The following is a 25,297-nucleotide window of genomic DNA, read 5'->3' on the forward strand; positions in this document are numbered from 1 at the left end:
CCTGTGCTGAGCTTGTCATAGAATTGACTGTCTCTGACGATCCTCTGTTATTTGAGCAAGTTCTATAACCTAAACTTTGCTCGCTTCCTATACTGAATTAACGAAGCAGAGTTTTTATAACAACAAGAGGCAGCTTGCATGACAAGAACAACCTCATTTGCACTCGTTCTATTACTGATGTGCGCATACTTTGGTTACAACCGTTATTACGTGTATCCGCAGCAGTTGGAAACACAGGCCAAATCCATGTTGATACAAATGGCAAATCGCGAAGAGTGGATGGATGTGTTTGAAATGATGAACCGCGTAGAAGCTCACAAAGGGCATTTAGAGCTTGCCGCGCATGTTAAATCCTCTGATGGCAAACGTGCTTACAGTGAAGGGTTCATCACCTATACCGACCGAGACGGGATGGTATGTAAGGAAGTGGTTTTTAACTTCAAAATTAACTCGTTGAAGAATTACAGCATTTCTGACTTACGCGATTGTTCTTTTGGTGAATATTACTAAACCGAATCGTGCCATTGAGCATTGCCTGCAAGACATTCAAATTTCCAAACAAAAATAGCCTCATTGTCGAGGCTATTTTTGTTTCTACGGAAGAGAAAAATGGGCAACTTTAATCGAGCGATTTCTTAAACCTTAGTGATGCGACGACCAATCCAAATACGGTAAACCCGAGCAGCCAAAGGGTATCTCGCCATAAGTCCATCAGATCCGCTCCTCGCAACACTATGCCTCGAATCATGCGCATAAAGTGAGTGGCGGGCAGGGCTTCTGAAATCCACTGTGCTGCGACTGGCATGCCCTCGTAAGGGAACATAAATCCAGACAGCAGAATCGAAGGCAGAAGAATGAACACCGTCATTTGCATGGCTTGAAGCTGTGTTGTGGCGATGGTGGATATGACCAATCCTAAAGTTAAGCTGGCGGCGATAAACAACAAGGTTCCAAACAGAATTTGGCTGATTGCACCGTTAATCGGTACGCCGAAAATCCAATGTCCCAACCCTAGAATGATGAAAACCTGAATTAAGCCGACAAAGATATATGGCACGATTTTCGCCACCATTAGCTCTATCGAGTGGATGGGCGTGGTGATCAATAGCTCCAAATTTCCCCGTTCACGTTCTCGTACAATCGCGGCACTGGTGAACAAAATCATCGTCATGGTGAGAATCACACCGAGTAAGCCGGGTACGATATTGACCGCAGAACGCCGACTTGGGTTGTAGTAGAGTGCGACTTCGAATGTTTTGCTTGGCGCTGGGCGAATCTCGAAATCAAAATCGGTCAATGGCATGGTTTGCAACGACAATATTGCCGAGCTGATCATGGTATCTGACCCATCCACAATCCATTGGCCAAGCTCTCGACCTTGCATCATGCGTTGTGTGAGATCGCTTGGCAAAATCAGCACGGCGCGCACAATACCATCTTGAATCGCTTGTTCGGCCTCTTGCGCGGTGGCATAGGTTTCTTTGATATCCACCACTTGAGTGACTTTTACGGACTGGGTAATGATCCGCCCGGCGGTGCTGCCACTTTGGTCGACAACACCTACCGGAATGTTGCGAATGTCCGTATTGATTGCGAAACCGAACAGCAAAAGCTGGATAAGTGGGATCATCACCACCATGCCAAATGTGATTCGGTCACGGGAAAGTTGGCGAATCTCTTTGATCATGACGGCTTTCATGCGAGCGATAGGTTTCATCATTGGCGGCCTTTCCCTGTCACGCTGACAAAAACATCTTCTAAGCTTGGGCGAGCGTAGTTCATTTCAGCGTTTTGAAGTTCGGGAAACGTCTGCTTTAACCATTCAATCGGCTGCTCGACATGCTGGTGGATAAGGATGCGTAAACGAATCCCCAACTGCGCCGCAGAGCGAACTTCGTCACGTTGAATCAGCTTTTCTTTGAGTTCACGAAGTTTGTCGGCTTTCACCTCAATGATATTAACGCCCATCTGTTCCATTAACTGTTCGGGTTCGCCATCGGCACGAATTTCGCCAGATTCCATGATCGCCAGACGGTGGCAGCGTTCCGCTTCGTCCATGTAATGCGTGGTGACCAAAATCGTCGTACCTTGATCGCACAAGTCGAACAACTGCTCCCAAAAATCGCGTCGATTTTCGGGGTCAACGGCGGATGTCGGCTCATCCAAAAATAGCAGTTCGGGTTTGTGCATGGTCGCCGCGGCGAGTGAAAGGCGCTGCTTTTGACCGCCACTCATGCCGCTTACGCGCTGTTTGCGCAATTGATCCAACCCGTAAGTGGTGAGTTGCTCTTCTATCCGCTCTTTCAGCGACTTGCTGCTTAAACCAAAAATTTGCCCAATAAATTCAAGGTTCTCTTGAACGGATAGGTCATCGTACAACGAGAACTTTTGTGTCATGTAACCAATTTTGAGCCGCAGTTGTTCTGATTGTTTTGGGATGTCTAATCCAAGCACATCCACACTGCCTCCGCTTGGGCTGAGAAGGCCGGTGAGCACACGAATGGTGGTCGACTTACCACAACCATTTGGCCCCAAAAATCCGTAAATACTGCCTTTGGGCACGTTGAGTGTGATGTTATTGATAGCAGTAAAGTCGCCGAATTTTTTGACCACATTTTGAGCTTGAATTGCATACTCGGTCATTGGCTTACTCCACCAAATTTACTTGGGCAGGCACACCTGACGGCAACGTTTTTGCAGACTCAGGTAAATCAACTTCTGCTAGATACATCAATCGTGAACGTTCTTCTTCGGTTAGTGCGAAGTAGGGCGTGAATGAAGGCTCACTAGCCACCCAACGAACGGTGCCTTGTAATGGATTCTCAAGGCCATCGACATTTACCGTCACGGTTTTCCCAGGAATAAACCCGATTCGATAATCGGCAGGAACATACACTCGCGCATACGGCACGCGGTTGGCTTGAATCACGGCAACCACACCGTTCACTGGTACGCGTTCGCCAAGATTGTAAGGCAAATTATCGAGCGTACCGTCACGCGTAGCCGTGATGGTGAGTTCTGCCAGTTTTTGCTCTTGCAACGCTACTTCGGCTTTTGCCGCCATTAAAGCGGCTTTAGCTTGTTCGATGTCTTCGAGGCGAGAACCTGCGGTGAGCTTACTGAACTCTTCTTTTGCTGAGTCTAATTCGGCTCTCGCCGAGTCCCTTGCCGCAAGAGCGGAATCTTTTTCGGATTGGCTGATGAGTTTTTTACGCACCAGTTCTGCTTTGCGTTGATAGTTTTTCTGCGCTTCGGTGAGCTGCGCTTCCGCTCGGGCTACGCGTGCCGATGCGGCAGCAATGTCTTCTGGGCGTTCACCATTGGTCAGTTTAAGCAAATACGCTCCCGCTTTGGCTTGCTCGGCAACGGCGTGTGCAAGAACTGCTTGTTGATTCTTAGTATCGAGCTGAACCAACACTTCCCCTTCACTGACCAAGCTGCCTTCTTTGACTGGAAGGGCTCTAATTATCTCATTAGATGTGGCAGTAAACGTTACGCGGTCACGCTCTAGGGTGCCAAGCGCTTGGTGCGTGTTATCTTTTGAACAGGCGCTTAAAAGGGCAATAACCAATGTGCCAAAAATGATTCGCTTCATAGTGCGGTGCTTCCTTTGAAGAAGTAATGCATGAATAGATAACTTGCGAACGGGAGCGTGTTGATTGAGCCCGCCAACCCGTCGCTAACCGCCATCCATAACGATTTCTTTTTAGAGCTTAGCATTTTATCTACAAGCGATTCTTTTTAAATAGAGAGGCTTAGCGTTGGAAGTGGGCTCTGAAGGCCTCAATTTAAAGAACCTTGACCAAGCTCCGGTTTTTATCGGCAAATGACATTAAAAAAGCCCAACGATGAGCGCTGGGCTTGAATAGATAAGATTGACGTGAGTGACTATGCCGTTTTGAATTGGCCGACGATCTCTTGTAGACCTACCGCCAACTCACTTAAATCGCGACATGCAATTGCTGTTTGGCGTGAACCTGTCGCCACTTCGCTAGAGAACTGGTTGATGTGTTCCACGTTGCGATGCAGCTCTTCTGTTACCGAGCTTTGCTCGCTGCAAGCACTCGCAATTTGAATGCTCATTTCAGCAATGTTATCTGCGCCTTTTTCGATTTGGTCGATGGTTGCACCGGCTTTTTGTGCTTGCTCAACGCACTCTTGAATCAAATCGCTGCTGTTATTTGTTGCTGAAACGGCACTCTTCGAACAATTTTGCAGTTTAGAGATGATCGTGATGATCTCTTCGGTTGAAGCTTGAGTGCGGCTTGCTAGCGTTCTCACTTCATCCGCTACGACGGCAAAACCACGGCCTTGTTCACCAGCGCGCGCAGCTTCAATGGCAGCGTTAAGCGCAAGCAAGTTGGTTTGTTCCGCGATGTCTTGGATAACGTCAACCACAACACTGATGTTAGACGCATCTTGTTCCAGTTCTGTCACCATGTTGCCAACCGATTGAATCGCCAATGATGCTTCGTGGATTTGGTTAATACATTCTTGAACGACACCGCGGCCTTCTTTCGCATCGTGAGAAGCACTGTTTGCCGTTTCTGACGCGGCTTCGGTGTTGCTGGCGACTTCATTTACTGTCGCTTGCATCTCGTTCATTGCTGTTGCGATAAGGTTTAGCTGAACTTGTTGTTCATCCATGCCGGTTGAAGTTTGTTCGGAAATCGCGCTCACTTCTTCAATAGCGGTGCCTACTTGAGCTGTGGTTGACGAGATACTGTCGACCAAAGTAAGCAACTTCGCTTGCATATCAACGCAGGCATCTGCCAAGGTGCCAAGCTCATCATGGCCAATTTTGTTACGTGGAAGCTGGTAAGTTAGGTCGCCTGACGCGATTTTCGACGCCATGTTTACCACGTAATTTAGTGGTGTGCAGATCTGTTTGGTTAGGAATAGGCCTAGCGTAAAACTCAATGCCAATAGCGCGACGATAGCAATAATGCTGTAGGTGATTGCGCTGCGCACTGCTTCATGAGCGCTAGCAATATCTTCTTGTACGTAGGTTTGGTTTAGTTCCACTAAATCACGAATCGCATCGGATAATTGTGTGAATGTAGAAAATCCGTTTAACAATGTTTCATTTGCTTCGTCGATTTTATTATTCAATAGCAATTTCGCGTATTCATTGTTAAACGCACTGTATTTAACCCAGGCACTTTTTACTTTATTGAAAGCGTCTCGGTCGCGTTGATCCCACAGTCCTTTCTCATATTGGTCTAGATATTTATCAATTTTCTGTTCAGATTTTTCTAATCCGGCTACCCATTCCATGAATTGAGGGTGATTCACATTGGTTAATAAAGAGAATTCATCCTTTCTTAAAATTCCGAGTTCAATTTCGGTATTTTTTACGAGCAATACGCTAGGTACGGTGGTTTCAGAAAATACGGTAAGTTTTCCTTCTATCATCTTGATTTCAGATGTAAAGAAAACGGAGAGAGCGATAACAGATAACGAAATGATCAAAATCAGCGCACTGATTTTATACTTGATACTTAAATTAGAAAGTTTCATAGACTCACTGATAATGGGGGTTTGAAAGGCTCGGAGTCTATTACTGAGATTTGAAATATAGTGTGATTAATGTCTCAAATAAATTTATCGTGAATAAAATTAAGTCGTAATCTAAATGTTCATAATTAAAATAAATCCTTGTTATTTATAAAATTAATTATAATTTATAAATAAATGGAAATTAATAATGTGTTTCAATTTGGTGTTTATAGGAAAATTAACTGTTACATGATTATTATTTATTTTATCTCGATTTTTGTTTCTTATTATAGCGTTTGCTAATGAAACTTAGATCTTGAACATAAAATACATTCTTCGTCTTTAATATAACACTTGAAAGTAACCGTAAGTCGAGGCTTTCATACTCAAGGCGGACATACTGTTTAAAACGCCAAACCACTTTAACTGCAAACGGCGATGTCGTTGCGGTTTTAAATGAGCAATTGCTTCACATTTTAAGTGGCTGATTCGTAAAATGGATTGCGGTCTGCCATGACAATAGGCAAGGTGTTGAGTAATACGAATCACTCATATAAGGCCATCCATGACAACATCTGGTCACGTGCATTTTTATATTGGCACTTACACCAACCCACCGAGTACGAGCACGGGCATTGCGCGTGTATCGCTGAACACTGAAACGGGTGAACTGACTCGGCTTGACGATGTTGTAGTTCAACGTAATCCGTCCTATCTCACGACCACCGAACACGGGCTGTATACGTTTAGCGAAATGGATAGAAATGAAGGTGCAGAGCTCGCGTTTTTTCGCGGTAGTGAATCCGTCTCTTTGCCGATTAATGGCGATTATCCGTGTCATTTGGATATCAAAGAACCGTTGTTGGCGGTTGCTAATTATGGCTCTGGAAATGTTAGCGTATTTCAATTGGATCGCGATGGTAAACCGCTAGGTTTATTGGCGGATTTATACGTTGATGGATGCGGGCCGAATTTAGAACGCCAAACTTCTCCTCATGCTCATCAAGTCACGTTTTTAAAGCACAGTGATCAATTGGTTGTCGTAGACTTAGGCAGCGATAGCGTCCTTATTTATGATTACGATGCCCAGTCGCCGGATTTTTCACTGTCGCAAGTGATTCATTTACCCGCAGGTTCGGGACCGCGCCATCTGGTGTTTAACCAACAAGAGTCGACAGCGTATGTGGTTTGCGAACTGTCAGAAACCTTGATTGTACTGGTGAAGCACCAAGATAAATGGCTTATCTCGAATCAAATAGAATTATTAGAAGGGGAAGAGAATCAGCAAGCGGCAGCGGCCATTCGTCTTTCGCAAGATGAAACGTTTTTGTATGTCTCTTGCCGAGCTCAGAACAAAATCAGTGTGTTTGATGTGTCTGGCGATACGCCAAAAAGGCGAGCAGCCATTCACTGTGAAGGGGCTTTTCCACGAGATTTTGTGTTGTCTCATGATCAAAAGTGGTTGCTGGTTGCCAATCAACATTCCAACAATGTGGTGAGCTTTCGTCGCAATCCTCAAACCGGTGAAATTACCCCAACGGGTTATGACTGTGAGATAGGCTCTCCAGTGTGTATTGTCGAACAACCTTTGTAACGATTAACGCTGAAACAACAGGAAATAGAAAAGCCTAGCGGGCGGCTAGGCTCTCAAGGATAAAAACAGTTAACGCCAATCTTCAACGTACAGTTAGACGTAAATTTTGCCTTTCATATACAACACACCATCACCAGATACATTGACGCAATCCTCCTTGACTTCGCAGTACAGAACGCCACCACGCGCTGATGCTTGATACGCCACTAAAGATGCTTTGCCGAGCTCTTGCGCCCAATATGGTGCTAAGCCTGCGTGGATTGATCCTGTGACAGGGTCTTCATCTCCGCCGTTCGCTGGCCAAAAGTAGCGAGATACAAAGTCGTATTGACTACCTTTTGATGTGACGACGACATCGTAAGGGGCGAGTTGTTTCAGTTGGTCGGATCGATATTGAACATCGAAAACGGTTTGCTCATCTTCCACGATGACGAAGTAAGCTTGTGGGCTAAGCAGTACGTGTGTTATTTCGCAGTTTAATCCCTCAATTAATTGCGTAGGAATGGCGTTGACGGGCTGCGCTGCTCTTGTCGGAAATGTCATTTCAATCTTGCCAAGTGCGTTCTTAATTACGGTTAAGGTACCCACTTTTAATGTGTGAAACTCAATACATCCTGTAACGCCGAGTTGGTCGAACAACACCATGGAAGCGGCGAGCGTTGCGTGTCCACAAAAGTCGATTTCTGTAAGTGGTGAAAACCAGCGTATTTCATATTGATTCGTTCCAATCGCTTTAACAAACGCGGTTTCAGAGAGGTTGTTTTCCGCTGCAATGTTTTGCATTAGCTCTGGTTCAAACCATTCTTGCAAAGGTACGACTGCTGCTGAGTTGCCTTTAAATTGCGTGTCTGTAAATGCGTCAACGACGTAGATATCCAGTTCCATTTTGTCTTCCTTGTTCTTTGAGCAATTAGTTAGCATAAACCAGATGCAACTCAGAGAATAAGAAATTTATGCTTGAATCTTAAAGTGTCAAAATGGACGATGATTTTATATTTTGTGATACTTATTGATGTATCTTGGCCTGTGTTGATGAATAGACTTGAATTGAACTCATTGAAAGGAATAAACACATGAAAGCGATTCACAAGTCTGTTTTGGCCCTTAGCGTTTTGGTTATCGGCCCTGCCCATGCTTTTGAACTAACGAGCAAAGATATTCAAGAAGGTCATCCAATGGCGAAGACATTTGAATATTCAGGTTGGGGATGTGATGGTGCGAACCAGTCTCCACAACTGATGTGGAAAGACGTTCCAAAGGGTACAAAAAGTTTTGCGATTACCGCGTACGATCCTGATGCACCAACAGGCAGTGGTTTTTGGCATTGGATAGCGTTTGATATTCCAGCCTCAGTTAATGAATTGCCTCGTGGCGTTGATATTAGCAAGCTCGGCGGTAAGGAGTCTCGTATCGATTACGGTATTACTGGTTTTGGCGGCGCATGTCCTCCAGAAAAAGATGGTATGCACCGCTACCAGTTTACCGTTTGGGCCTTGCCAAGTGACAAGTTGAATTTGGATGAGAACACGCCAGCGGCGGTTGTGGGATTCACGTTGAATAGTGTCGCATTGGACAAAGCGAAGTTAACCGCCACTTACACACGATAATTGAATAAGAAAGGGGAGAAGATGAGCCACCAATATCAAGTCACGTTATTTCGTGCGGAGCAGCAGCAAAAGCTGCGTAATGTTCGGATTCACTCCCCAAGTATTATCCAGATCATTAAAGGGAGTAAGCGTCTGTTTTGGAAAGACGAAGCGTTCGATATTCTTCATCCTAATATCATGCTTTGTGAAGCAAACGCTTCGCTGAATTTTGAAAACCTTCCTCAGCAAGGGCGTTTTCTCTCTCGAATGTTCAGCTTTCACTGCGTGCCGAGTGATGACATGCTGGAGCTGAGTATGAGCAATGCGCTTGGCGAAAATGTACCCGCGGTGGAGACAGATAAAGCATTGCAAGCGACGCTGAATGCGCTGTTTTCTTTTGAGCAAGAAAGCTTGAGTGAAGCGACACAACGTTATTGGGTTTTGGGGTTGTATCAGCAGTTAGCGGAAAGGGGATTGTTGCATCGACTTTTTACCAGCTCGAACACCTCTTTTAGCGAAAAACTCAGTCGCTATTTGTCACGCTCTCCGGGCGATGAGCATCCTTTGGAACGGGTAGCTGAGCGCTTTGCTATGAGCCGAGCAACGTTGATACGCAAGCTCAAGCAAGAGGGTACTCAGTATCGGGAAGTGCTGGCAGAAGTGCGCTTAAATCACGCACTCTACCTGATGCAAAATGGTTCATACAACGTTGCGTTGCTCGCGCAGTTGTGTGGCTATCAATCGGAAGGGCGTTTTAGCCAACGCTTTAAAGGCAAGTTTGGTTTAACGCCCAGCGAGTACATCAAAACCGTTGCCAGTTAGTACCTAACACTGCTATTTTGCTCGGTCTCAATGTTTCCCATTTTAGCTTTGGTATTTGGTTTTCATCCGCAGTGCGACGTTAACCAAAGCAATCAGAACCGGAACCTCGATCAACGGGCCAATTACGCCAGCGAATGCTTGATCGGAATTCAGACCAAATACAGCAATGGAAACCGCAATTGCCAACTCAAAGTTGTTACCCGTTGCCGTAAATGCGATGGAGGCATTTTTATCGTAGGGGATGCCCATTCTCTTCCCGATAAAGAAGCTGGCAAAAAACATCAATACGAAGTAGATCGCTAGTGGGACTGCCACGCGGAACACATCCATTGGCAGTTGTAAAATCATCTCTCCTTTGAGGCTGAACATCAGCACGATGGTGGCGAGCAAAGCGATCAAAGTAATGGGTGAAATTCGAGGAATAAACACATCGTTGTACCACTTCTCACCCTTTGCAGCGACTAACCACTTACGACTGAGAAAACCAGCAAGGAAAGGAATTCCTAGGTAAATCAATACGCTTTCTGCAATGTCACCCATGGAAATATCAACCACAAAACCTTCGTAACCAAAGAATGGTGGAAGTACCGTGATGAATAGCCAAGCCATAACGCTGTAAGTCAGAATTTGAAATGCGCTATTTAATGCCACTAAGGCCGCGCCATATTCTTTGTTGCCGCCGCCAATATCATTCCACACTAAAACCATAGCGATGCAGCGTGCAAGGCCAATCAAAATAATGCCAACCATGTAACCCGGATGATCACCAAGAAAGGTTAAGGCAAGAACGAACATCAGGATTGGACCGACGATCCAGTTCATAACCAGAGACAGTGTGATGGCCTTTTTATCTCTCGTTACCGTTCCCAATAGACCGTAGTTCACCTTGGCGAGTGGTGGGTACATCATCAAAATCAAACCAATGGCGAGCGGTACGTTCGTACTACCAACGGACATTGCTTCGTTCCATTCTGCTACTTGCGGGTAGACTGCGCCTATCCCCACGCCGATGGCCATTGCGACAAAAATCCAGACCGTTAAGTAGCGGTCAAGAAAGCTCATTTTTTCACTGGCACTATTTAAAACTTCAGTCGTCATAGTGGTCTCTATTCGTTTATCGTCGAAAGGCGATGTATTAAGTTATAGTTTATCTTTGCGCGCGTGGAAAGCGCGCAACGTGTCTTAGCTAAATAAACCGGAAAACTGAGCGTTAAACGCGTTCAGTTTTTCACGTTGAATACGGTAACAAACCTTTGGCGGGTTGGGTTCTGCACTGATAAACCCGGCCTGTTTTAGAATGCGTAAGTGTTCTGATACAGTCGATTGCGCTAAACCTAACTCAGAGACTAAATCGCTATTTAAGCAGCCACCCATGGTGTCTAAAGTGTGAAGAATATGCAGAATGCGTAAGCGAGCAGGATGAGACAGCGCTTTCGCTTGAGCGGCGAGTGCTTGTTCTTTATCGAGTTGTTGTTGCGTGGTTTCAAAAGCAATTTGGCACGTTTCGCTGCATTTGTTGCTCATGAGCAGACCTTTATAGTTAATCGTCGAATTGCGATTAAGTGTACGTGTGCTTTTTCTAAGGCGCAACTGTTGAAAGGAGAATTGAAGATAAGAGACGTCAAAAAATGGGAAGGGATGATGTCTCGCAAATATTTGGCGGACTAACAAAGAATTCGGTCAAATGGCAGCAAGTAAAAAAGCAGAACTTAAAGATACGACGAATTGGGGGTGTGGTATCAGGAGCTAAGTTCTGCTTGGGGGGTTAGGTTGTGAGCAATTTTCTATATTTCCTGCTAGCCAAATCAGTATGGTGAAAAAAGGGGAGGTAAAAAAGAGAGTAGATTTCTTCGCTTTATTCCTGATAAGACCAAATAGGTGGGTTTTCCCTACAATATAGGGACGAAATGCTAGTAAAAGGGGAACAAAGTGTTTGGAAGTTTTCTTATTTTATTGCCGCCAAGTTCAGTAAAATACGCCTATTCAATGACCTCCTAGAGTTAAGGTACGTGCGGTGTCTGATCTCAACTTATTTCGTTATTACCAACGCTTGCTCTCTTTTGGTGTTGGTAATGAAGCAAAAACTACGCTGCAAGAAATCGCCGATTTGTTGTTTACTTCGCCTCGTCATGCGCGCAGTTTGCTGGCGCAGATGCAAGAGATAGCGTGGTTAAGTTGGCGACCAAAACCAGGACGGAACCAACGTTCAACATTGTTGTTAAACGTTGAACTCAGCGCGCTGAAAGAAAGCCTTGCACTAGAGCGGATCAAGCTTGGTAAGTACGAGAAAGCGCTGTCGATTCTGGATGAAGATGAAGCCGCATTTGGGCGACTCCTCAAAACAACGTCGGGCGCATCGGTAAAAGAGGGGCGGCTCAATATTCAGCTAACCTACAAACGCATGTTTGAGCGTGTTGTTCCTCATCAATTGCAGCGAAGCAGTGAGCGCTTTTTGCTACGCCAAATTTATTGCTGTTTGGTATCAAGTGATTATTACGGGCGCGTAAAACCAGAGCTGGCGCACCATTGGCGATACGATGAGCAAAAATTCGAATGGACGTTTTACCTTCGCCCCGGGCTTACCTTCCATAATGGCAACCCAATCGATGCCGACACGGTGGTGAGTTTGTTTGCCAAATTGAGCTCACTAGAATACTACGAGAAAGAACTCGCGCATGTGGCAAACGTGACTGCGCCAAATCCTCTCAAAGTGGTGTTTACACTTAACCGACCTGACTTGGGTTTTGCTGGGCTTATTTCTGGTGTGAAATATGGCATTCAGCCCGTGAGTCAGGTGAACGTTGCGAACAACAAGTTGGTGGTAGGGAGTGGTCCATTTTCCGTCGTTGAGCACAGTGAAAACCGTTTGAAACTGCAAGCGTTTGATGGCTATTACGCGTGTCGAGTATTAACGGATTTGGTGACGATCTGGATCGTTAACGATGAAAAGATGGAGAACCCATCGCTCGCTGCGAATACTCTGCAACCACAGCCAGTCCTTGTTGATGACATGTGCGGTCACTACATGTCGACACCGAACAGTGAAACGTCCCCAGCGAGCAAACGCAGTCGAACGGAAGACGGTTGTTTGTTCGCACTGTTTAACCATCATGCGAAGCACGCTTTGTCTCAGGCTCAGCGCCGATACATCAGTGATTTGATTCGACCGGAGCAGTTAGCCGAAGTGATGAAGAGCGAAAAGATCAATTTTGGTAGCGTCGCTGCTTATAACTTGTTGCCAAACTGGAAACCGGTGTTGCGCCCATTTGGAGATGCGGTCAAGTTACCAAAGCTGATCACCATCGCAGGGTATAATTACACGGCGCTACGCCGGTGCGCGCGAGCGATTTCTTCGCGTTTAGAGCGTGCTGGCAGCCGAGTGGAGATCGTTATGTACTCCTACCGAGAACTGAGCGAGAAAGCCAAAAACGGCACGCTAGATGAGACTCTGGTTGTCACCAATATCAACTTGGACGATAACCGTCATGCGTCTGCGTTTAGCAACTTCTTTAGCAATGCTGTGCTTTACCACACCTTAGGGGCGCAAAATGCGGCGTGGTTGGATGCTCAAATGGAAAATGTCCGCGCATTCTCACCGCTTGAAGATTACCTGAGCGCGTTAGAGCCGATTGCGTCCACTTTGATCAGCGAATATTGGATTGCACCGATGTTCCACCATACTCAGACGCTACGTTTTCAAGGGGTCTTGGAAGATGTCGCACTCACAAACTGGGGATGGCCAGACATACGATCCGTTTGGTCTGCGGACTGATCAAAACCGCCTGAGTGGCGGTTTTTTTGTGTCTGCAATTTGGTGAAAGCCAGTGACGTTTTTATTTCTTCTAGCCAACAAATGTGATGTTTATCTACGTTTGAGTGCGAGCCATCAAGAAATAGCTCGAAATGAACTTTGAAATTAATCACGAATTATATCGAGTCAATAGGTCTAATGTGATCTTATTTAAATAATGTAACTTTAAGAATATTGTCGAGAAAGTGATTGTATTCAAAATTCGTCTATTGACTTGTTGCTCAAATAAAATTTGTAGATTTTTTACGTGTGAAATTTTTGAGCACTGTCCATTTAAACAAATTGACAGGCTTTAAAGTGTGATTCGAAGCGCAAAAGCAGCGCGGTTGCGCGGCTAGGACTCTGTTATTGATAATTAACCCATCAGATGACGAACTGTTGATAGGGTTAAATATGCTGTACGAGTTAATCGACCACGAACTAGTAGATGTAATTAATGATCGCGCTTACCAATGGCAAGATGCGGTTAAAAAGACCACTCAATACCTAGAAAATAAAGGTTACGTCTCCCAGCACTATGCTGATGCGATCATCCGTTCAACGGAAGAAAACGGTCCTTACTATGTGTTATGCCCTGGATTGGCTATGCCTCATGCCCGACCTGAAACTGGCGTTTTAAAAACAGGCTTAGGCATTCATATTTTCCCATCACCTGTTGATTTTGGATCGGATCTCGGTCCGGCCAATATTCTTATTACCTTAGCTGCGAAAGACTCTGATACCCACATTGAGGTGATTCAAGCGTTGAGCGAGATGTTTGTGGATGAAGAGAACATTGCAAAACTGGCACAAGCCTCTTCCAAAGAACAAGTGCTAGACATAATAAGAGCATACTAAAAGGAACATAACGTGAAAGCAAACATGCGAGCCAATGTGCAAGCCTTCGGAGGTCATTTGACCGCCATGGTGCTGCCAAATATCGGAGCCTTTATCGCTTGGGGCTTTATTACTGCACTCTTTATTCCTACGGGCTGGATACCAAACGAAGCCTTTGGCGAACTCGTGGGGCCAATGATCACTTACTTGCTGCCACTTTTGATTGGTTACACCGGTGGTCAGATTGTTGGTGAAAAACGCGGCGCGGTAGCGGGGGCTATCGGTACGATGGGCGTAATTGTCGGGGCTGACATACCGATGTTTGTTGGCGCAATGATCATGGGCCCACTGAGCGCTTGGGTTGTGGTGCAAGTGGATAAACGTATTCAACACCGCATACCTTCTGGTTTTGAGATGGTGGTCAACAACTTCTCGTTGGGTATCGTCGGTATGTTGTTGTGTTTGTTCGCTTACGAGATTGTTGGCCCTTCAGTCACCGCAGCAAACTTGTTTGTGAAATCAGGCATTGAAGCGTTGGTTGCAACGGGTTTCCTGCCTTTGTTAGCGATCATTAACGAACCAGCAAAAGTGTTGTTCCTGAACAACGCCATTGATCAAGGCATTTACTACCCACTAGGCCTGCAAGCGGCCGCAGAAACAGGCAAATCCATCTTCTTTATGGTGGCATCTAACCCAGGTCCTGGTCTTGGTATGCTGCTGGCTTACGCGAAGTTTGGTCAGGGTTTGTCTAAACGTTCTGCGCCAAGTGCCATCATCATTCACTTCTTTGGTGGTATTCATGAGTTGTACTTCCCATACGTACTCATGAAACCAATCATGATTGTGGCAATGATTGCTGGTGCGGCGACAGGCATCGCAACCTTCAACCTATTCGATGCAGGTTTGGTCGCGGGTCCAAGTCCAGGCTCTATCTTCTCTTACCTTGCTCTTACTCCGAAAGGTAGCTTCATCGCGACCATCGCAGGTGTGACAAGTGCAACGATTGTCTCTTTCTTGGTAGCAAGTGCGATTTTGAAAGTGAGCAAATCAGAAGAAAAAGAAAGCGAGTTTGAGAAATCAGTTTCTGACATGAAAGAGATGAAAGCAGAAGGCGCCGTTAAGCCAGTTGCAGCTGCGACGACGCAAGAACCGAGCAAGCCAATTTCATTTGTCGCATTCGCATGTGATGCGGGTATGGGCTCTAGTGCAATGGGCGCATCGACCTTCAAACGCAAGCTGGTACAAGCTGGGATAGAGATTGAAGTGAAGAACTTCGCCATCGAGAAAGTCCCGAGTGAAGCCGATATCGTCGTGACACACGAGAGCTTAGAAAGCCGCGCAGTCAACGCGACAGGTTTACCAGTCGTAACGATCAAGAACTTCCTCAACGACCCAGCGCTTGACGAGCTGATGGATAAGATTAAGCAACAAACGGTCGCGACTGAGCAACCAGCCTAACAATGCAGTTTGGGGCGGCAGGTATCGCCCCAATTAGGAGAGAAATCATGGTACAAACAACGGCAGCGGTTATCTGTGGTGAGAAAAACGTTCAATTAAGAACCTTTGATTTACCAAACATTTCAGCCGACGAACTTCTGGTTAAAAACATTTCAAACAGCATTTGTCTATCCACTTACAAAGCAGCATTGTTAGGTAGCAAACACAAACGCGTTCCTGAAAACATTGACGAAGTGCCCGTAATGACAGGTCATGAATACGCAGGTGTGATTGTTGAAGTCGGTGAGAATCTAAAAGATCAATTCAAAGCTGGTGACTACTTTGTTTTGCAACCTGCCATGGGCTTGCCTAGTGGTTATTCTGCGGGTTACAGCTACGAAACCTTTGGTGGCAACGCAACGTATTCCATTATTCCTAAAATCGCTATCGACTTAGGCTGCGTACTGCCTTACCACGGCGATTACTTTGCTGATGCGTCGCTGGCTGAGCCAATGTCTTGCATTATTGGTGCGTACCATGCGAGCTACCACACCACGCCATACGTGTACGAGCACGATATGGGCATCAAAGAGGGCGGAGCGTTAGCGATGCTCGCTTGTGCTGGCCCAATGGGGATTGGTGCAATTGACTATGCGATTAACGGCCCTGTAAAGCCAAAACTGATCGTGGTGACGGACATCGACGCTGCGCGTTTAGACCGAGCTGAAAGTCTCATTCCAGTTGCAAAAGCTAAAGAGCAGGGCGTAGAACTGCACTACGTGAATACCGCTCAAATAGACGATCCGGTCGCGTATCTCAAAGCACTCAACGGTGGCAATGGTTATGACGATGTAATGGTCTACGCGGCGGTTGCTCAAGTGCTAGAACAAGCCGATGAGCTACTTGGCAATGATGGCTGCCTCAACTTCTTTGCTGGCCCAACGGATAAGAATTTTAAAGTGCCGTTTAACTTCTACAACGTGCATTACGAATCAACCCATATTGTAGGGACGTCCGGTGGTTCAAAGGGTGACATGGTGGAATCTATTGAGCTTTCCTCGCAAGGCAAGATCAATCCATCGTTCATGATCACCCATGTCGGTGGCTTACAAGCTGCGCCACATACGATTCTGAATCAGTTGGATATTCCGGGCGGCAAGAAGTTGATTTACCCACATATTGACCTGCCATTGACGGCGATTGATGACTTTTTATCGTTGGCAGATCAAGACCCGTTCTTTGCGGAACTCGATGCGATTTTGTGCGCGAACAACTATGTGTGGAACGCGCATGCAGAAAAAGCGTTACTTGAGTTTTATGACGTGAGCTTAACGGTTTAGTTGCAACGAACATGTGTGGTAGCCTTTGCGCTGCCACATAATGGAGAGGTCATAAGACGTTGTCACGTGAAGACGAATTACTGGAGAAATTGGATGAGTGTGAAAATGCCACTGCGTTTCTTCAGGTTTCTAACAAAATAATTAACCTCAAGTTAAAAGCATTACTTCCGAGTGTGTTCGTCCAAGACGACTTAGTGAAGGAGTATGCTGTGGATCCGTTATTGAGAGAAGATGGGCCATTGGTCACGACCGATGTTGTCTCCAAGTTGATGTTTGCGATGGGAAAAATCTCATTACAAACTTATGCAGACATAGGCTTGTACGATCAGGTATTGGAGTATGTGGTTACTCAGCCTGAAAAGATCGCGTTTACAGATGATGTGATTTATGACTTCATCAAAAACCAAGCGGTACTCTCTTCTCAGCAAGACTGCTTTTATCTTGAGTCGATCAATCAGCTAAAGTTCTCTTCGTTTGAGTCCTTTTCGCAAATGAGATACGAATCTCTCATCAAAACAGTGCTCAAGCTGTCGTGTGAAATGTTGATAGAAAGAATCGAAGAGGAAATCAATCAGTAAGGGTTCACCATGAAAGTGAATTTAAACGTCAGTGGCTTCGAAACCGAAGCAACCTTTCCCGATGCCGACGTAAAACGAATCCATCAGCCTCTTATCGAAAAATTTACTCGCCTCTATCATGAGAAGCAGGAACGCATAGTGGTGTTCTTGTGTGCACCTCCGGGCAGCGGTAAGTCGACACTCGCTGCGTTCTGGGAATACCTGTCGGAACAAGATAAAAGCCAAGAGCCTTTACAAGTGCTGCCGTTTGATGGTTTCCATTATCCAAATGAGATCCTCGACAACAATACGATCGAACGAGATGGCGAGCTCGTGTCTCTGCGCAGTATTAAGGGGGCCTATCAAACATTTAATCTGACGGAGCTTATCGACAAGCTCAAACAGCTCAAAGTGAAAGATCCGAAATGGCCATACTACGACCGCAATTTGCATGATCCAGTCGACGACGCCATTTTAGTGAATCGCAATGTTGTTGTCGTTGAGGGGAATTGGTTACTGCTTAATGAACCGGTGTGGAATGAACTGCATCGTTTGGCAGATTTTACCGTCTTCGTCGATACACAGCCTGAGTTTCTGCAAGAACGCTTAGTAAACCGTAAGATTCGTGGTGGCACCGCCCCAGAAGCAGCATTAGCGTTTTATTTAAACTCAGATGCCGTAAATGTAGATAAGGTTTTAAATCACTCAATTCCAGCGGATCTCACGCTGTTTCTCAATCAAAACGGCTCGTTCGAAATTCGATAATTCGTCCACAATTTAGGAGGTCACCATGGATATCGTCGTTGATAGCCACACCCATACTATTGCCAGTGGACATGCCTACAGCACCATTTTAGAGAACGCATTGGCAGCCAAGAATAAGGGGCTAAAACTTCTTTGTACCACCGATCATGCTCCCGAAATGCCAGGAGCCCCTCACTACTGGCACTTCAACAATCAAAGAATTTTGCCCCGCTTTTTGCATGAGGTCGGTATTCTCCGTGGCGTTGAAGCCAACACTTTAAACGTCAAAGGCGAGATCGATCTTCCGCTTTCCTCTGATCAACATCTTGATTGGGTAATTGCTAGCTTTCATGAGCCCGTTTTTAGACCCGCAACCGAAGCGGAGCACACTGCCGCGCTAATTAACGTCATTAAAAGTGGCAGAGTGGACGCGTTAGGGCACTTAGGTAATCCTAATTACCCATTTGATATGGAGCAAGTGTTGCGTTGCGCTAAATCCCAAAATGTGGCGATTGAGGTGAACAATACGTCTCTCACAGGCAAGAGCCGAAAGGGCAGTGATGCGCGCTGTGATCAAATTGTTGCCTTAGGAAAAGAGATTGGCGTGTATTTCAGTACCGGCTCTGATGCGCACTTTTGCGAAGAGATTTCAAAACTGGATCTCGCCATCGAATTGCTGGAAAAACATGGCGTGGAGAAGGACAAAATCCTAACGACTTCAACCCGTCGTTTCTTGAAGTTCTTACTACTCAGAGGTAAACCACGCATTCCTGAGTTCGACGCGTTTTACTGATGTATGTGCATGAATAATCAAAAGTAGACCCCGCCAATCGGCGGGGTTTGTATTAGTTATGTACAAACTTGCTTACTTACAAAGGTGACTCAACGACTACATATTTACGATCTGCCCTAAGTGGCGCAAACCATGTGTCTTGGTATTTGAAATAGCTTTGCCCGTCTATCACTACCGTCTGCTTGGTGTGGGGAAGTGAGTCAACAATTTCGCCAAGCTTATAAGGGCTTGGGGTTTTCCTAGTGATGGTTTTGCTTGCCTCTGTTGTCGTAGTGCTCACTTGGTTAGGAGAGGCAGAATAAGAGTTGGGTGAGGTTGTCACAGTACTTAAGCTCGTTGTTGTTGACGCTGAGTTAGGTAAAACATCACTACCACTGATGACTGTGTAATTTCCGGCTGGTGGGTTTTGGACATACACGTAACGACTGCCGCGCTGTTGATAATAGGCGTCTTGCACAATGGCATAGGTCACTCCAGCGAAAATCGCAAACGTAGCGATGCCAACCAGATCGTTATGGTAATAGTAATAACGACCACGATAAGGTGGATACCAATAACCAGGTCGCACATAAATGAAAGAGGAATGGTATCGCGGCGGTCTTATTACGACGGGTGGACGATGGTAGTAAGGCGGTCTGTAGTCGTGTGAAGGGCGATGGTGATGCGACGGCCGAATCGGTCGCTCCGGACGATTTACAGGATGACTGTGGTGCTTATTGCCCGGTTGAGTAATGGGTTTCACCGAATGTTGCGGATGCGGTTTTGCCTGTAATGTTGTTGTGCCAAGTATCATGACAAACACACTGGTCGCAAGCCCTCTGAAAATTGATATGTAGTTCATAAAACGCCTCCCCTTGATATTGGAGAGTAGGGTGCTCAAAACATAAGTATAACAGAGCGAAACAATTAGGAAGCGTTAGGATCTGAGCGTTGTTCAAGTACTAGAGATAAGAGGCGCACCAGTAGGGACTGTGCTTCGGGTGATAGCAGCCGAGCAACCGTCACCAAATCTTCTGCGGTCACGTGTTCTATCCCTCTAATATCGAGCGCGATATCGAGGTCAGTCAGATTTAGAGAGCGCAAAATAGAGCGGTATTGCGAAAGTTTGAGATCCGATTCACCTCGCTCGATGCGTTGGTAGGTTTTGACGCTCATCCCCGCGATATTTGCCATTTGTTCACGCGACAAACCGTGCTCTTTTCGTCTAATAATGAGCGCTTCAACGATAGGGTCTACGTGCATGGCTTCTCCAGATAGGACAGTTTTGACCTGATCAACGCAAGAAGTGGACCACTTTAACCACCCTATCTTTACCCGATTTTAAAAAGGGTATAAGAATGGCGTTCTAATTAAATGTACAATTATTTCAGTCAGTTATTATAAAAATGGAAAAGTATCAGTCATATAAATCAATTACAGCAAAAGTCTCTATTCGCAAAATGCAACGCATTTTAGATCATCTGCTGAATGAAATTGATGAGAAACACCGCGCTTCAAAAGAGAATGTTGTGACATTGACTCGGCAGTCACAGCATCGTCTGATGAGCTATAAAGAGCTTTATCTTCACCGTGAGGCTATAGCCGAAAGTGAACTGCTGTTGGCGTATGAAAGCATGAGTGATACCGAGAAACAGATAGCAGATATGGGGCTATCAGAACTAACTTATGCCATTGAAGCGCTAGATAGAGCGTGCTAACGCATTGCACAATATCGTCAACGATTGGATTGTGTTGAATAAAGGGAATAATAAACAAAGAAGGGATGCAAATGCTGGGGAACCACACCCAGCATTCGGACACTCATTTACCTAAATTTTCGAACCGTAAATCAGTGTTTAGAGGTATGTGAACCGAAGCGAGTCGGTACGCAGCGAATAATAGCGATATTGTCTGATCTAGGCTACGTCCTTGGAATCTAATACCTTAATCTAAACTGTAAATTAATTTGTACACACGCCAATAATTGAGCGCTCCAGCACATTCTTTTTCTCATTAAGAGATAAAAGACTAACTAGCGATGAAAATAGCAACATATCTATTGCTCCAGCAAAGGGTTGTTAAAATATATCGCTGTAAGACTGACCTTTTGCTTTTCAATCGTCCTAGTTATGCCTTACAATCTTTTTCGAACCAAATCCATTCATAAAGAATGGGGTTGATGATTCCAGATGAACGATTTTGCTTCGAACCCAAAGTTGTCACATCTCATCAGCCATTAACATCGCCCAAAACGACTCCCGATTCATTCATGTGCAATTGAACTAACCACCTTTTGCTGCATGTTTTTTGTGACAGGGGTTCTTGTATCCATTTTCTGGCTAAGAGAGAAGTAGGGTCGTTTTGTGTCTGTGCTTTGGATGCTGCACAGCTGGCGAGAGATAAACGGATTGAATTTAGAGGTATTAACCGTGAACCTAAAACTTGTCGGCAGTTCCCTGATCGTTGCAGGTACTGCTCTTGGCGCTGGTATGCTTGCCATACCTATGGTGCTTGCTCAATTTGGCCTCCTTTGGGGCACTCTTCTTATGTTGTTCATCTGGGCTGGAACGACTTATGCCGCTTTGCTTCTACTTGAAGCGAGTTGCAAAGTCGGTGGTGGCGTAAGTATGAACGCAATCGCCCGCGAAACACTTGGTAAAGGCGGTCAGTTAGTGACTAATGGTCTGCTTTACGCGTTGCTTGTTTGTCTATTAATGGCTTACATCATTGGCGCTGGCGATCTAGTTCAAAAAATCACGGCATCGGTCGGCCTTTCTGTTTCTACTGTTTCTAGCCAAGTTGGCTTTACCATCTTAGTGGGTCTGATTGTTTCTGCTGGCACTGGTGTGGTCGACAAGCTTAACCGTGGTCTGTTTATCGGTATGATTGTTGCGCTTGTTTTAACGCTGTTTGCTCTTGCTCCTAGTGTTTCATTCGAAGGCCTAAACGAAGTCGTGAGTAGCGACAAAATGGCACTGATCAAAACCAGTTCTGTGCTATTCACCAGTTTTGGCTTTATGGTCGTCATTCCTTCGTTGGTGACTTACAACAAAGAAGCGAGCAAAACTCAGCTGCGCAACATGATCGTTGTCGGCTCTACGATTCCTTTGGTTTGTTACCTATTGTGGTTGTTTGCGGTTGTGGGTAACTTGCCGCCACATGAGCTGGTACAGTACTCAAACGTCACTGAACTTATCTCGGTTCTTGGTCAACAGTACAATGGCTTGGAGTTTATTCTGTCCATGTTTACTGGTTTGGCGTTGCTAACTTCATTCTTGGGTGTGGCAATGGCGCTTTACGACCAAAACGCGGACTTGCTCAAAGCCAGCAAGCCAGTGGTATTCGTTACCACATTTATTCTGCCGCTACTTGGTGCTGTATTTGCTCCGGAACATTTCTTAGCAATTTTAAGCTACGCAGGCATTATTCTTGTGTTCTTGGCGGTTTTTGTTCCATTGTCGATGACAATGAAAGTGCGCCGTGTACCTGTCGAAGACAACAGCGTTTATGAAGCTGGTGGCGGTGTGATGGGCATGAGCATGATCTTCCTGTTTGGCTGTTTCCTACTATTTGCGCAAGCTGTGTAATACAAGCACATTGAATACATGAGCCGCCCGTTGAAAAACGAGCGGCTTTTTTAATGGCAATGACATAAGTTTTACGAGAGATGACGGCTTTGACGTCGTGCTGATAATTGTTCATAAGCTCTGACCGAGCGGTGATACTCCTTAGCGAACGACTGACATGTGGTAAGCAGATGCTGACTAATATAGTGATAGTTATATCGATAAGGGGAATCGTTGTGTCAAAGCAATTATCTGTTGCCATGGTTGGCGTTATGCTGTCTTTGGGTGTGTTCAGTGCGGAAGCGATGGCAGATCCAAAACACAGACACGGTCATAAACACGAGCATCATCATGACCATCACCACCATAAACGTAAGCACAAGCATAAACACCGACATCATGATGTGATTGTGGTGAACCCAAGGCCGCCAAGGCACCAATACTACTATTACGACCGCATTCCTCGTAATAGCACTTATATTCAAATTGGTAACTTTACGTATTTAAAAGTTGATGACCATTATTATCGTCGTTCAAGTGACCGATATATCCATGTAAAACTATAGATACAAAAACAGCGAGCTAGGCTCGCTGTTTTTGTTGATGAAAGGCCTAAACCGTAAAGCGATTTAGGATTTCATCCTGCTTGCGTACATTGTCGTGTTGAGATTGCATCGCTTCGTTAGTGCGGTTTGCAGAATCAGCAACTTGAGTGGATAGGTCTTTAATATTGACCGTGTTGTTGTTGATTTCTTCCGCAACAAGGCTTTGTTCTTCTGCCGCAGAGGCGATTTGCAAGTTCATGTCTGAGATGCGTTGAATCGCATCACGAATGCGTTGTAGCGCATCATTCGCCAAATCGGCTTTTTCTACCGCTTCTACAGCACTGCCTTTGCTTTGATGCATCGCGCTTGCCACCGAAGAAGCGCCAGATTGTAGCTGTTCAATCATGCTGCGAATTTCTGTTGTCGATTCCTGTGTACGTTGTGCCAGTGTGCGAACTTCATCTGCCACTACAGCAAAACCACGACCAGATTCACCTGCGCGTGCAGCCTCGATTGCAGCATTCAATGCAAGTAGGTTGGTTTGGTCTGCAATATCGTTGATAACTTTAAGAATCGTTTCGATGTTTGCTGTTGCTGACTCTAACACTTGAACTTCTTCAACAGCCAAATCGATGCTGTCTGAGAGCATATTAATGGTTTGTGTTGATTCGCTCACCACTGATGAACCTTCAATGGTTGCTTGATCGGCTTCTTTCGCAGCGCTTGCGGCGCCTTGTGCGTTGTTCGCAACTTCTGTCGCGGTGACAGACATTTCGTGCATTGCGGTTGCCAGTTGCTCCAATTCTTGAAGCTGAGTTTGAATGGCACCAGCGGAGTCGCGTGCGCCTTCTGCCGTGATTTGAGTACCAGTAAGAATCTGATCAGAGATAGATTTCGATTCAATGATCTGCTGCTGAAGATTTTCCATGAAGGTGTTGAAGTTTTTCGCTAGCTCAGAAAACTCCTGATCGGTGTCAGTTTCTAGGCGTTGCGTTAAATCGCCTTTGCCAGATGCGACGTCTTTAATTGCTGTGTTTAGAGTATCTAGCGGGCGCATTAGGGTTCTGATCAGAAGTGTTAATGCGATAACTGAAGCAAGTACAGCGATGATTGAGTAAATGATCGCGCTATTACGTAGCTCTCCAACTACTGAGTAAGCTGCCGTTTCATCAATGATTGCGCCCACATACCAGTTCTCACTTGGGATATGAGTAAGGCTAACCATGTAAGGATTGTTATCAACTTCGATGTGTTGAGTCGCCTTATTTAGGTCAACTTGCGGTAGGTAGCTATTGAGCTTTTCACCGTTGTACTTACTTTGCGGGTGCGCAATCGTCGTACCATCGTCAGTGACTAAGAACAAGTAACCAGCATCAAACAGGTTCACTTGGTTAACTAGGTCGGAAAGGGTAGTTAGCTCTAGGTCGTAAAACATGCCCGCCAAGAACTGGCCGTTTTGTTTTACTGGCGTACCAACAGAGATGATCACATTCTTAGATGATGCATCAACATAAGGGTCGGTAACCACCAAATCGCCTTTGTTTTTGGCTGCGATAAACCAAGGGCGTTGTCGAGGATCATAATCAGGCCCTGCATCCCAACCGTCGTCGTTTTCAATCACGAAGCCATTACTTTCGTAACCAAAACCAATCGCTAGGAAGCTCGATTTCGGAGTTGGCTTCTCAAGAATGTCTTTTACGTATGTGCGGTCGTTTGGCGATAGTTCTATGATCTCAGTGATCGAGCGTGCGAGATCTTTCTTCGCGTTCATTTCGGATTGAACGGTGTTGCTCACACTGGTCAAAATCTCTTTAACGCTTGAATTGATGTGCTCCTGAGTTTGAGAACGAATCGTCATAACTTGTTGCGTCGATAGTAGCGACACAGTAATTAGCAGCAAAATTGAAGAGGCGGTGACAACCTTATGTCTAAATTTCATGAGTTTTCCTCTAAGTCTCCCGGATAGTTTTCTTCTGCTTCCACCTCTTTTTTGGTTCGGGTGAATTCGGCAGAAAAAGAAACCTGTTGTGTTTGATTACTTTCTTATCGACATCTTTATCAAAAACATGAATCCATTTGTTGTCTTTTTTAACCAAAATTAAACAAAACGGTGATTTGAGTTAAAACTTGTGAGTTTGATCTGATTAGTGAGCCATCTTAATGAAAGCGTCATAATGAAAGGAATTGCTTAAAGAGTACTGTTGTTAA

General features: G+C 45.4%; 24 protein-coding genes. 14 read left to right on the top strand and 10 right to left on the bottom strand.

Annotated features, from left to right (window positions below):
• Positions 1-138: 138 nt before the first annotated feature.
• Entirely contained in the window at positions 139-510 is a 372-nt protein-coding gene (locus tag UF05_RS06695; RefSeq protein ID WP_005487881.1) for a hypothetical protein, read from the top strand.
• A gap of 109 nt (positions 511-619) precedes the next feature.
• Here UF05_RS06695 and UF05_RS06700 read toward each other — a convergent pair whose 3' ends face one another.
• From UF05_RS06700 to UF05_RS06715, 4 genes are all read right to left on the bottom strand, one after another.
• A complete protein-coding gene (locus UF05_RS06700; RefSeq protein ID WP_005498311.1) occupies positions 620-1,717 on the bottom strand; it encodes an ABC transporter permease in 1,098 nt (365 codons plus the stop codon).
• Positions 1,717-2,643: an ABC transporter ATP-binding protein gene (locus UF05_RS06705; RefSeq protein ID WP_045545840.1), complete on the bottom strand. Its 927-nt coding sequence runs from the start codon at positions 2,641-2,643 to the stop codon at positions 1,717-1,719. The genes UF05_RS06700 and UF05_RS06705 overlap by 1 nt, the downstream gene beginning before the upstream one ends.
• A 4-nt stretch (positions 2,644-2,647) precedes the next feature.
• Positions 2,648-3,595: an HlyD family secretion protein gene (locus UF05_RS06710; protein ID WP_045545839.1), complete on the bottom strand. Its 948-nt coding sequence runs from the start codon at positions 3,593-3,595 to the stop codon at positions 2,648-2,650.
• Positions 3,596-3,888: 293 nt separating this feature from the next.
• On the bottom strand, positions 3,889-5,520 hold the full coding sequence (locus tag UF05_RS06715) for a methyl-accepting chemotaxis protein (protein WP_015312995.1): 1,632 nt from the start codon (positions 5,518-5,520) through the stop codon (positions 3,889-3,891).
• Positions 5,521-6,064: 544 nt separating this feature from the next.
• Here UF05_RS06715 and UF05_RS06720 point away from each other — a divergent pair.
• A complete protein-coding gene (locus UF05_RS06720) occupies positions 6,065-7,093 on the top strand; it encodes a lactonase family protein (RefSeq protein ID WP_045545838.1) in 1,029 nt (342 codons plus the stop codon).
• Between the two features lie 93 nt (positions 7,094-7,186).
• On the opposite strand, the gene UF05_RS06725 is transcribed toward UF05_RS06720, so the two are convergent.
• Entirely contained in the window at positions 7,187-7,978 is a 792-nt protein-coding gene (locus tag UF05_RS06725; protein ID WP_045545837.1) for a PhzF family phenazine biosynthesis protein, read from the bottom strand.
• A gap of 188 nt (positions 7,979-8,166) precedes the next feature.
• On the opposite strand from UF05_RS06725, the gene UF05_RS06730 reads away from it, so the two are divergent.
• On the top strand, positions 8,167-8,700 hold the full coding sequence (locus tag UF05_RS06730; protein WP_045545836.1) for a YbhB/YbcL family Raf kinase inhibitor-like protein: 534 nt from the start codon (positions 8,167-8,169) through the stop codon (positions 8,698-8,700).
• Positions 8,701-8,721: 21 nt separating this feature from the next.
• The gene (locus UF05_RS06735) at positions 8,722-9,501 is read left to right on the top strand and encodes a helix-turn-helix transcriptional regulator (protein ID WP_021487069.1); all 780 of its coding nucleotides are present in this window, start codon (positions 8,722-8,724) and stop codon (positions 9,499-9,501) included.
• 42 nt (positions 9,502-9,543) lie between these two features.
• Here the strand turns inward: UF05_RS06735 and arsB are convergent, their stop codons facing one another.
• Together arsB and UF05_RS06745 are read right to left on the bottom strand one after the other, a co-directional pair.
• A complete protein-coding gene (gene arsB / locus UF05_RS06740) occupies positions 9,544-10,599 on the bottom strand; it encodes an ACR3 family arsenite efflux transporter (protein WP_005462079.1) in 1,056 nt (351 codons plus the stop codon).
• A gap of 84 nt (positions 10,600-10,683) precedes the next feature.
• On the bottom strand, positions 10,684-11,025 hold the full coding sequence (locus tag UF05_RS06745; RefSeq protein WP_024703322.1) for an ArsR/SmtB family transcription factor: 342 nt from the start codon (positions 11,023-11,025) through the stop codon (positions 10,684-10,686).
• Positions 11,026-11,515: 490 nt separating this feature from the next.
• On the opposite strand from UF05_RS06745, the gene UF05_RS06750 reads away from it, so the two are divergent.
• The 7 genes from UF05_RS06750 to UF05_RS06780 all read left to right on the top strand — a co-directional run bounded on the left by UF05_RS06750 (position 11,516) and on the right by UF05_RS06780 (position 18,999).
• Positions 11,516-13,273 (top strand): SgrR family transcriptional regulator, encoded by a 1,758-nt coding sequence (locus UF05_RS06750; RefSeq protein ID WP_025507446.1) that lies wholly within the window; start codon positions 11,516-11,518, stop codon positions 13,271-13,273.
• Positions 13,274-13,705: 432 nt separating this feature from the next.
• Entirely contained in the window at positions 13,706-14,149 is a 444-nt protein-coding gene (locus tag UF05_RS06755) for a PTS sugar transporter subunit IIA (RefSeq protein WP_025793896.1), read from the top strand.
• A 12-nt stretch (positions 14,150-14,161) separates the two neighbouring features.
• Entirely contained in the window at positions 14,162-15,586 is a 1,425-nt protein-coding gene (locus UF05_RS06760; protein ID WP_082063967.1) for a PTS mannitol transporter subunit IICB, read from the top strand.
• A gap of 47 nt (positions 15,587-15,633) precedes the next feature.
• The gene (locus UF05_RS06765) at positions 15,634-16,905 is read left to right on the top strand and encodes a zinc-binding dehydrogenase (protein ID WP_045545835.1); all 1,272 of its coding nucleotides are present in this window, start codon (positions 15,634-15,636) and stop codon (positions 16,903-16,905) included.
• 59 nt (positions 16,906-16,964) lie between these two features.
• Positions 16,965-17,483, top strand: coding sequence for an MltR family transcriptional regulator (locus tag UF05_RS06770; RefSeq protein WP_005462031.1), 519 nt, complete (start codon positions 16,965-16,967; stop codon positions 17,481-17,483).
• A gap of 9 nt (positions 17,484-17,492) precedes the next feature.
• Positions 17,493-18,227 (top strand): nucleoside/nucleotide kinase family protein, encoded by a 735-nt coding sequence (locus UF05_RS06775; RefSeq protein WP_045545834.1) that lies wholly within the window; start codon positions 17,493-17,495, stop codon positions 18,225-18,227.
• A gap of 25 nt (positions 18,228-18,252) precedes the next feature.
• A complete protein-coding gene (locus UF05_RS06780; protein WP_045545833.1) occupies positions 18,253-18,999 on the top strand; it encodes a phosphatase in 747 nt (248 codons plus the stop codon).
• A gap of 76 nt (positions 19,000-19,075) precedes the next feature.
• Here the strand turns inward: UF05_RS06780 and UF05_RS06785 are convergent, their stop codons facing one another.
• Positions 19,076-19,840: a hypothetical protein gene (locus tag UF05_RS06785; protein ID WP_045545832.1), complete on the bottom strand. Its 765-nt coding sequence runs from the start codon at positions 19,838-19,840 to the stop codon at positions 19,076-19,078.
• Between the two features lie 65 nt (positions 19,841-19,905).
• A complete protein-coding gene (locus UF05_RS06790; protein ID WP_005462056.1) occupies positions 19,906-20,241 on the bottom strand; it encodes a helix-turn-helix transcriptional regulator in 336 nt (111 codons plus the stop codon).
• A gap of 143 nt (positions 20,242-20,384) precedes the next feature.
• On the opposite strand from UF05_RS06790, the gene UF05_RS06795 reads away from it, so the two are divergent.
• From UF05_RS06795 to UF05_RS26295, 3 genes are all read left to right on the top strand, one after another.
• Positions 20,385-20,696 (top strand): hypothetical protein, encoded by a 312-nt coding sequence (locus UF05_RS06795; protein WP_045545831.1) that lies wholly within the window; start codon positions 20,385-20,387, stop codon positions 20,694-20,696.
• Positions 20,697-21,407: 711 nt separating this feature from the next.
• On the top strand, positions 21,408-22,565 hold the full coding sequence (locus tag UF05_RS06800; RefSeq protein WP_020842327.1) for an amino acid permease: 1,158 nt from the start codon (positions 21,408-21,410) through the stop codon (positions 22,563-22,565).
• A 215-nt stretch (positions 22,566-22,780) separates the two neighbouring features.
• Complete coding sequence (locus UF05_RS26295) at positions 22,781-23,110, top strand: hypothetical protein (RefSeq protein WP_020835034.1); 330 nt, start codon at positions 22,781-22,783, stop codon at positions 23,108-23,110.
• A 46-nt stretch (positions 23,111-23,156) separates the two neighbouring features.
• Here UF05_RS26295 and UF05_RS06810 read toward each other — a convergent pair whose 3' ends face one another.
• On the bottom strand, positions 23,157-25,028 hold the full coding sequence (locus UF05_RS06810; RefSeq protein WP_020842326.1) for a methyl-accepting chemotaxis protein: 1,872 nt from the start codon (positions 25,026-25,028) through the stop codon (positions 23,157-23,159).
• Positions 25,029-25,297 lie beyond the last annotated feature (269 nt).

Source organism: Vibrio sp. S457-15 (assembly GCF_000960545.1).
GTDB lineage: Bacteria > Pseudomonadota > Gammaproteobacteria > Enterobacterales > Vibrionaceae > Vibrio > Vibrio parahaemolyticus.